The organism is Dolichospermum sp. UHCC 0259 (assembly GCF_009711935.1).
Taxonomy (GTDB): domain Bacteria; phylum Cyanobacteriota; class Cyanobacteriia; order Cyanobacteriales; family Nostocaceae; genus Dolichospermum.
Genome location: NZ_VIKX01000045.1, coordinates 1 through 7,914 on the forward strand (window position 1 = coordinate 1; position 7,914 = coordinate 7,914).

Genomic DNA, 7,914 nt, shown 5'->3' on the forward strand with positions numbered 1-7,914 from the left:
CCTACTTCTACCTACCCTATAAACTCTCGAAAGTGGGGGGAGAGTGAAAAACTACTCACGTAAGTTATATAAAGTTTCTAATGATGGATTTGTCATTGCATTTAGCGTTAGTTGATTAGAACGCTTTAAAGCAATATCCTGTGTTAATTTATCTGCTGTTAATGTTGTAAATCCTTTTTCTCCAGGTTCTCTAATCACACCTTTATTACCTTGAATATCCATATATATGTATGGACTACTGTATCTATCACTAAAAGGTGGAGATGATTCTACTCTTTCATAAGAAACTTGAGTTCGACCAACCGGACCCATAAGTTCTCCTAGATATCTAATACCAGTTGGAAGACCTCTATCAATTTCAATATCCCATTGAAACTTTTCTAGTCCTGGAATATGAAAAATCTGCTGACCAATAGAACCAGAAATTATTTCGGGAGGAATATCAGAATAAAGACTATCTCGCAAAAATTTGAGAAATTCAAAGAAACTTGATTTACCAGCACCATTAGCACCAACAATAATTTCTAGTGGTTGTAATGGTGCTTGAAAATTTCCAAAAGGGCGATAACCTTGGATATTAACTGATTTTAATCTCATATTGTTTTGTCTTCATTTGTACTTTCTCCTATTTTAATCTTTTCTAACGAATCGGATTATGTACAGTCACTAACTTTGTCCCATCAGGAAAGGTAGCTTCTACTTGAACATCATGAATCATTTCTGGTACACCTTCCATGACATCATCACGAGTTAATAATGTTGTGCCGTAACTCATTAAATCTGCTACAGTTTGACCATCTCTTGCACCTTCCAAAATAGCAGCAGAAATAAAGGCAACTGCTTCGGGGTAATTCAATTTTAAACCTCTATTTTTACGTCTTTCTGCCACTAAAGCAGCGGTGAAAATTAATAATTTATCTTTTTCTTGGGGTGTAAGCTGCACGTTTTTCTCCTGTAAATTTGCCAAAGTTGAATAATTAAGATCCCCGATTTCTTTTTTTATTTTGTAAATAAATTATCAATTAATATCAGAAGTCGGGGATCTCGGTCTTTTGTTCTATATTTGCCATACTCTAGGAATACAATTACCACGATTTAGACAAGATACTCGTAACATTTGCCAAATATTTGTAAACCAATTTCTGACTTCTGATGTAGAATTACCACGATATCGGCACAAAAATCCATGTTGTAAGCGAGTTACCCCAGCATCAGAGTTTTGAATAATTAAAGAACGGGCTTGGTTGATGATTTCTGGAGATATGGGAAAACCAATCCCAACAAAACTACCAACAACAGGATTTTCTTTTAAACCATGAGGGCTGTGAAATACTTGTTCGCTACCGGGGACGATTTGTCTATCAATCCATAGGGGTATACCATTTTGCCAGATTTCTGTGTGCGATCGCATTTCTCCCTGTACAAATTTTTCACCCCTAGCACTCCGTCCAAACCGCGTAATTTCCCAACCTAAATAACTGGCATCTGTCGCTAATTCTACCCGTAAATCTTGCCGATAAATTCCCCCATTAAATAAAATCGTTTCTTGGGGTAAATATTCTAAACAAGCATGAGCATCAACTTGGATATTTACGGTTTGTCTTGCTGGTAAGCCATTACTGCGATATATTTTACCAGCAGCGGCTGTAGTGATCAAGGCGTTTGTATCGGGTTGGAGGTGAATATGAGAGGATAGGCGATCGCCCCCCACAATCCCCCCAGCAGTATGTAAAATCACACTATGGCAAATTTCTTGTCCTTCCGGGTAAAAGGGGCGTTGTACCTTTAATGGGGCTTGATGGTGGTTATAAATTAACTGAGTGGAATCTTGGCGATGACCATAAACTAAGTTAAGTTGACCATGCCAACCCTGTATCATCTGAGAGTTATCAATCATTTATAGGGTAGAGTAAAAATTAAGCACCTGATTTATTCGGTTTAACATATTATTCAACAATTTATGACAATATTTTGGTTGGCATTAGCTGGCATTATTGGCTGGTTTATCAGTTTACTAGCCGGTGGTGGGAGTTCATTAATTCTCATGCCTATCGTTGGCACATTTTTAGGGGCAATAGCTATTGCACCTGTCATTACTATTAGTGGCATATTTGGCAACAGTGAAAGAGTATTTGTTTATTGGCAAAAAATTAATTGGGATATCGTTAAATGGGAGTTACCAGGAGCAATTTTTGGCGGAATTTTAGGAGCTTTTACACTTACAAAACTTAAATTAGATTGGTTAAGTATTTTAGTTGCCATATTTCTGATTTTTTCGGCTGCTAGTTACTTTTTCAAGAATGAAGAAAAATCTTTCACAGTCAAAGCTTGGTATTTTTTACCAGCAGGTTTCGTTTATGCTTTTTTCTCTGGTTTGATAGGGAGTATGGGTCCTGTATTAGCTCCTCTTTATATTAACTATGGCTTACAAAAAGAAGAATTACTAGCAACTCAGGCAACAAATCGAGTGATTGTTCATCTCGTTAAAGTTGTTGTCTATAGTTTTTTTGGGGCTTTCAAATTACCATATATTGGTTATGGAATTGTCCTTGGTTTAGCTGCTTTACCTGGTAACTGGTTGGGACATTTAGTTCTCCAGAAAATTAGTGAAAAACAATTCCGGCAACTGGTTATATCTTTTGTCATGTTCAGTGGTGTCCTGATTTTATGGCAGCAAAGAGAATTATTAGTTTTTTGGTAAAATAACTTTTCATTTAATTTTTGCCACTTAATTTGATTAAAATATCTAATTTCTGTATCTGATGAAAACTATAGGAATAATATTTGATTCTTGAAAATATACGTAAGGTCTATTAATGACAGTGTAACGCACCAAACTCTTGATTATCCTGCGTTACGGATTTTATTTTATAGCGTGGCTGCCATACATACCCTGCAATACTTTATGAAGATGTAGATTTTCCGTCTCTAGCGTAATTTTCCTCAAATCCACAATCATAAATTTTGGACTTTAGACTTTAGATAAATCATCCAAAATCCAAAATCCAAAATCTAAAATTGTTTAAGCCATTTGATTTTCAATCGCCCAACGTGCTAATTCAGTACGGTTGTGGAGATTGGTTTTGCCCAACATATTGGACACATGGCTTTCAACAGTTCGCTGACTGACATTTAATTCTTCAGCGATTTCGCGGTTTGCTAAACCCCTAGCGACAAACTGGACTACTTTCAGTTCTGTTGGGGTTAACTGGACATCGAAAGGAACTTGGATACGAGAACCGTTGTCCCCGCCCTTGGTTTGATGTTCTTTCCAACGCACAGTTTGCTTGAGTGAGGATTCTACTTGTGCTACGAGTTCTTCAGGTTCAAAGGGCTTGATCATATATACGTCAGCACCTTTATTTAACCCCTTAACTCGGTCTGCACTTTGACCTTTAGCTGAGAGGAAAAGAACGGGAATCCAACTAGTTCGTTCAGTCTTGCGGACTTCTTCGACAAAAGTGTATCCGTCCATTTCCGGCATCATCACGTCACAGATGATCATATCTGGAACTTCGGTTTCTAGAAGATCCAGAGCTTCTCTACCATTTGCAGCCGTGATGACTTCGTAGCCCCGGAACTCTAAGTAATCCTTCACCAGCAAGATGAGGTTAGGGTCATCATCAATAAGTAGAAGTCGTTTGTGGTCTTTCATGCTGGGTTCTTTCATAACAGTGGCACTTCTCGCGCTTCGATCCATTAAGGTATTGATATAGTTATCCCGTATGGTGGATGACTTAGGATGTTGTCTTTTTTCCCACTTAACTTACTTTAACTCACCGAAGTCTTAAAAGTGTTAGTTACTTTCAACAGACTTGCAAGTGAATGGAAAAAGTCTAGTAAGGATACGTATAGCAGTAGTCTTTATAATGCGCTATTATAGATCCATTTGAAAGTTGCAGGCTGAAAACCCTGATCAAATTATCGTCCTTGTGATTCACAAGTCGGTATTTTTTTCAAGATGACCCTAGCTCAAAACTCACCCGCGCTTTCATTGGTAAACTGCTGCTGTACTTATCCTTCGGATGTTCAGCCTCCATTTGGAGGTACAAAATCAACCGGGGAATGTTTTGGCCAAGCATGGGTTAAAAATATAGATTTCTTCACCATACTCGTTGCCAATCTACTGGTCTTGGATGACCTACTCTAATGACTTCTGGATTTAATTGGCGATACCAGACCCCATCTAGGTAAACTACTATTATCGTTCTAGAACAACAAACACGCAAGTTTTTGACTTGGGCTGTGAAGATGCCTATGGAATAACGATGTGTTAACTGATGGGTTGATCGCTCTCCCAGTCCTGGTTAACAGCATTACCAAGTTCTAGACTAGCCGATTTGTAACAGAATTGAGCATTTATCTGTTTTGGGCAATAGGTAATTGGTAATTGGTAATTGGTAATGGGTGATTGATAATTACTCCCCAGTCCCCAATCCCCAGTCCCCAGTCCCCAATCCCCAATCCCCAGTCCCTAGTCCCCTAGTAGTTTTAGGGATGAGACGACTGTTTGTGGATCATTGTGATGTTACTCATTGAGTAGATCCCTGATTACAGTTCTATAACAATTTCCCAAGTTTGCAAATAAAGTTGTCCATATCAAAATATTCATTACTTACGCAACAAACCCTGACAACTAAAATAATTGGATATTTGCACTTAAGTGTCGCCACCCTCATCTTAGTTCGGAAACCCGTACACAAGCCATGATTGCTATTGGGTCCCAGATAAAGCTAAATTAGCACTCATGAGTCGAGAGTGCTAATTTAGCAAAAAATTTTGTATGGCAGCTGTATCTCTAAGCGTTTCCACCGTTAAGCCCCTGGGCGATCGCGTTTTCATCAAAGTGAGCGCCCCCCAAGAAAAAACCGCAGGCGGTTTGTATTTGCCCGATAATGCCCAGGAAAAACCCCAAGTAGGCGAAATCGCCGCTGTTGGACCTGGCAAGCGCAATGACGACGGTACTCGTCAAACAATGGATATTAATGTTGGCGATAAAGTGTTGTACTCCAAGTACGCTGGCACTGATATCAAGTTGGGTACAGATGAGTATGTACTCCTTTCTGAAAAAGACATTTTAGCAATTGTCAACTAATTGGACATGGGTGATGGGTAAGGAGTTTTCCTAATTACCTGTTCACCACTCACCAATTCTTTTGAAAATTTAATTAATTTACTACCGGAATTTAGACTTATTATGGCAAAGCGCATTATTTACAACGAAAATGCCCGTCGCGCTCTAGAGCGTGGTATTGATATTCTCGCTGAAGCTGTAGCTGTTACCCTTGGTCCAAAGGGTCGTAACGTGGTTTTAGAGAAGAAATTCGGCGCACCACAAATCGTGAATGATGGTGTCACCATCGCTAAAGAAATTGAATTAGAAGACCACATCGAAAATACTGGTGTGGCTCTAATTCGTCAAGCTGCTTCTAAAACTAACGACGCTGCTGGTGATGGTACAACCACAGCTACCGTTTTAGCTCATGCTATTGTTAAAGAAGGCTTGCGGAACGTTGCTGCTGGTGCTAATGCGATTTTATTAAAGCGCGGTATTGATAAAGCATCTGCGTTTTTAGTAGAAAAAATTGCTGAACACGCTCGCCCTGTAGAAGATTCTAAGGCGATCGCTCAAGTTGCGGCAATTTCTGCTGGTAACGACGAAGAAGTCGGTAGCATGATTGCTCAAGCTATGGACAAGGTGGGTAAAGAAGGCGTAATTTCCCTAGAAGAAGGGAAGTCTATGACCACCGAATTGGAAATCACCGAAGGGATGCGCTTTGATAAGGGTTATATTTCACCTTACTTCGCTACCGACGCAGAACGGATGGAAACCGTTTTCGATGAGCCTTTCATCTTGTTAACTGACAAGAAGATTGCTTTGGTACAAGATTTAGTTCCTGTCCTCGAACAAGTAGCTCGTTCCGGTCGTCCTTTGGTAATTATCGCTGAAGACATCGAAAAAGAAGCTCTAGCAACCTTGGTAGTTAACCGTTTACGCGGTGTTCTGAACGTGGCTGCTGTAAAAGCTCCTGGTTTTGGCGATCGCCGTAAAGCTATGCTAGAAGATATCGCCGTCTTAACTGGTGGTCAACTCGTAACCGAAGACGCTGGTTTAAAACTAGATACAACCAAGCTAGAAAGCTTAGGTAAAGCTCGTCGCATCACCATTACCAAAGACAGCACCACAATTGTAGCTGAAGGTAATGAAGCTAGTGTTAAAGCTCGTTGCGAACAAATCCGTCGTCAAATGGAAGAAACCGAATCTTCCTACGACAAAGAAAAACTCCAAGAGCGTTTGGCTAAATTGTCCGGTGGTGTAGCTGTTGTTAAAGTTGGTGCAGCTACCGAAACCGAAATGAAAGACAAGAAACTCCGCTTGGAAGATGCTATCAACGCTACCAAAGCTGCTGTAGAAGAAGGTATTGTTCCCGGTGGTGGTACAACCTTGGCTCACCTCGCTCCTCAATTGGAAGTTTGGGCTAACAACAACCTCAAAGATGAAGAGTTGACAGGTGCTTTAATTGTCGCTCGTGCTTTACCTGCTCCTCTGAAGAGAATTGCTGAAAACGCTGGTCAAAACGGCGCGGTAATTGCAGAAAGAGTCAAAGAGAAGGATTTCAACATTGGTTTCAATGCCTCTACCAACGAATTCGTTGATATGTTGGAAGCTGGTATTGTTGACCCCGCTAAGGTAACTCGTTCTGCTCTGCAAAACGCTGCTTCTATCGCTGGTATGGTGTTGACAACCGAATGTATCGTTGTTGACAAGCCAGAACCTAAAGATGGTGCTCCTGCTGCTGGCGCTGGCATGGGTGGCGGAGATTACGACTACTAAAATCTTTTCCTACTTTTAAATAATGGCCGCTTCCGCAAGGGGGCGGCTGTTTTTTTTTGTTGATTCCTACTTTTGCGGGAAAATTGTAGCTGCTATAATAGGACTTATATGACTCAAGAATATTTAATTTATGTTGGTTCAGTGTTTCAGTTGGAGTGGTATTTTGATGAAAATGGTGAAAGCAAGGCTCAAGAGTATTTTAATAGACTAGATGAAAAACAACAATTAAGATTTTTATTTTTGGTAAAACGAATTGGTGATTTTGGCCAAATAAGTAATAAAGAGCAATTTCGTAATGAAGGAGATAAAATCTACGCTTTTAAACCACAACCAGATCGATTTTTATGCTTCTTCTTTACTGGTCAAAAAATTATTGTTACCAATGCTTTTGAGAAAAAACAACAAAAATTACCAAAAAATCAGAAAGAAAAAGCTATCAACTATATGAATGATTATATTAAACGTAACCAAGAAGGAGCATATTATGAAGAAAATTGAACAACTATCAACTTTTGATAGAATGATGCAAAACCCCGATTTTAAAGATAAATTTGCAGCGGGATATCAGGAGTTTTTACTATCTGAATTGTTAATTTCTATTATGGAAAATGATCATATATCCATTGCTCAATTAGCCGAAGAAGTTAATATTTCTCCTGCGGTTATTCAAGATATTTGTTCTGGTCAGCAAAAAGATATGAACATTAGTAATTTTTTACAGATAGTTCAATCTTGTGGTTATCGTCTTATTCTTGAAAAAGGAGAAGAGCGTATTTCTTTAGTTGCGTAAATTTTAACTTCTCTATCATAGTATTATTTGGGTAAAACGGAATTAAGACCACAATTTGCTATTTTACCCAAAATACAATACATTGTCCAAAACCGATATTATTTTGAGGAGGTTTAACTATGACTCAAATTATTAATCATCAATCTAATTATCAAAAATTACCCGAAATTGTCAGAACTTTAATTGACAATAATCCTCTTTATCAAGAAAACTTAGAGGGTGTTTGAAAAGTCAGTGAGTGAGTAAAAAAGCTCTCCCAGTGTAAGCTGTGAATAGAAAGAACACAGCA

The 7,914-nt window shown here is 38.9% G+C and carries 9 protein-coding genes; 5 read left to right on the top strand and 4 right to left on the bottom strand.

The window, feature by feature from the left end:
• Positions 1-51 precede the first annotated feature (51 nt).
• The 3 genes from FJR05_RS03835 to FJR05_RS03845 form a co-directional block, all read right to left on the bottom strand.
• Positions 52-597 carry an AAA family ATPase gene (locus FJR05_RS03835; protein WP_168642880.1) on the bottom strand — a complete coding sequence of 182 codons (546 nt, stop codon included), beginning with the start codon at positions 595-597 and terminating at the stop codon, positions 52-54.
• Between the two features lie 43 nt (positions 598-640).
• Complete coding sequence (gene ureA / locus FJR05_RS03840; RefSeq protein ID WP_027403120.1) at positions 641-943, bottom strand: urease subunit gamma; 303 nt, start codon at positions 941-943, stop codon at positions 641-643.
• Positions 944-1,057: 114 nt separating this feature from the next.
• Complete coding sequence (locus tag FJR05_RS03845; protein ID WP_168642881.1) at positions 1,058-1,897, bottom strand: urease accessory protein UreD; 840 nt, start codon at positions 1,895-1,897, stop codon at positions 1,058-1,060.
• Positions 1,898-1,960: 63 nt separating this feature from the next.
• On the opposite strand from FJR05_RS03845, the gene FJR05_RS03850 reads away from it, so the two are divergent.
• Entirely contained in the window at positions 1,961-2,701 is a 741-nt protein-coding gene (locus FJR05_RS03850) for a sulfite exporter TauE/SafE family protein (protein ID WP_168642882.1), read from the top strand.
• A gap of 321 nt (positions 2,702-3,022) precedes the next feature.
• Here the strand turns inward: FJR05_RS03850 and FJR05_RS03855 are convergent, their stop codons facing one another.
• Positions 3,023-3,700, bottom strand: a complete 678-nt coding sequence (locus FJR05_RS03855; RefSeq protein WP_168642883.1) for a response regulator transcription factor — start codon at positions 3,698-3,700, stop codon at positions 3,023-3,025.
• A gap of 1,083 nt (positions 3,701-4,783) precedes the next feature.
• On the opposite strand from FJR05_RS03855, the gene groES reads away from it, so the two are divergent.
• The 4 genes from groES (at position 4,784) to FJR05_RS03880 (ending at position 7,625) form a co-directional block, all read left to right on the top strand.
• The gene (groES, locus tag FJR05_RS03865) at positions 4,784-5,095 is read left to right on the top strand and encodes a co-chaperone GroES (RefSeq protein WP_027403125.1); all 312 of its coding nucleotides are present in this window, start codon (positions 4,784-4,786) and stop codon (positions 5,093-5,095) included.
• 102 nt (positions 5,096-5,197) lie between these two features.
• The gene (gene groL, locus FJR05_RS03870) at positions 5,198-6,835 is read left to right on the top strand and encodes a chaperonin GroEL (RefSeq protein ID WP_168642884.1); all 1,638 of its coding nucleotides are present in this window, start codon (positions 5,198-5,200) and stop codon (positions 6,833-6,835) included.
• Between the two features lie 108 nt (positions 6,836-6,943).
• Complete coding sequence (locus FJR05_RS03875) at positions 6,944-7,333, top strand: type II toxin-antitoxin system RelE/ParE family toxin (RefSeq protein WP_168642885.1); 390 nt, start codon at positions 6,944-6,946, stop codon at positions 7,331-7,333.
• Positions 7,320-7,625, top strand: coding sequence for a helix-turn-helix transcriptional regulator (locus FJR05_RS03880; RefSeq protein ID WP_168642886.1), 306 nt, complete (start codon positions 7,320-7,322; stop codon positions 7,623-7,625). The genes FJR05_RS03875 and FJR05_RS03880 overlap by 14 nt, the downstream gene beginning before the upstream one ends.
• Positions 7,626-7,914: the final 289 nt, after the last annotated feature.

Excerpts from the sequence above, each read along its gene's own strand:
- FJR05_RS03850 (WP_168642882.1), top strand. The coding sequence starts at position 1,961 with ATGACAATATTTTGGTTGGCATTAGCTGGCATTATTGGCTGGTTTATC.
- FJR05_RS03845 (WP_168642881.1), bottom strand. The coding sequence starts at position 1,897 with ATGATTGATAACTCTCAGATGATACAGGGTTGGCATGGTCAACTTAAC.
- groL (WP_168642884.1), top strand. The coding sequence starts at position 5,198 with ATGGCAAAGCGCATTATTTACAACGAAAATGCCCGTCGCGCTCTAGAG.
- FJR05_RS03875 (WP_168642885.1), top strand. The coding sequence starts at position 6,944 with ATGACTCAAGAATATTTAATTTATGTTGGTTCAGTGTTTCAGTTGGAG.
- groES (WP_027403125.1), top strand. The coding sequence starts at position 4,784 with ATGGCAGCTGTATCTCTAAGCGTTTCCACCGTTAAGCCCCTGGGCGAT.
- FJR05_RS03835 (WP_168642880.1), bottom strand. The coding sequence starts at position 597 with ATGAGATTAAAATCAGTTAATATCCAAGGTTATCGCCCTTTTGGAAAT.
- FJR05_RS03855 (WP_168642883.1), bottom strand. The coding sequence starts at position 3,700 with ATGGATCGAAGCGCGAGAAGTGCCACTGTTATGAAAGAACCCAGCATG.
- FJR05_RS03880 (WP_168642886.1), top strand. The coding sequence starts at position 7,320 with ATGAAGAAAATTGAACAACTATCAACTTTTGATAGAATGATGCAAAAC.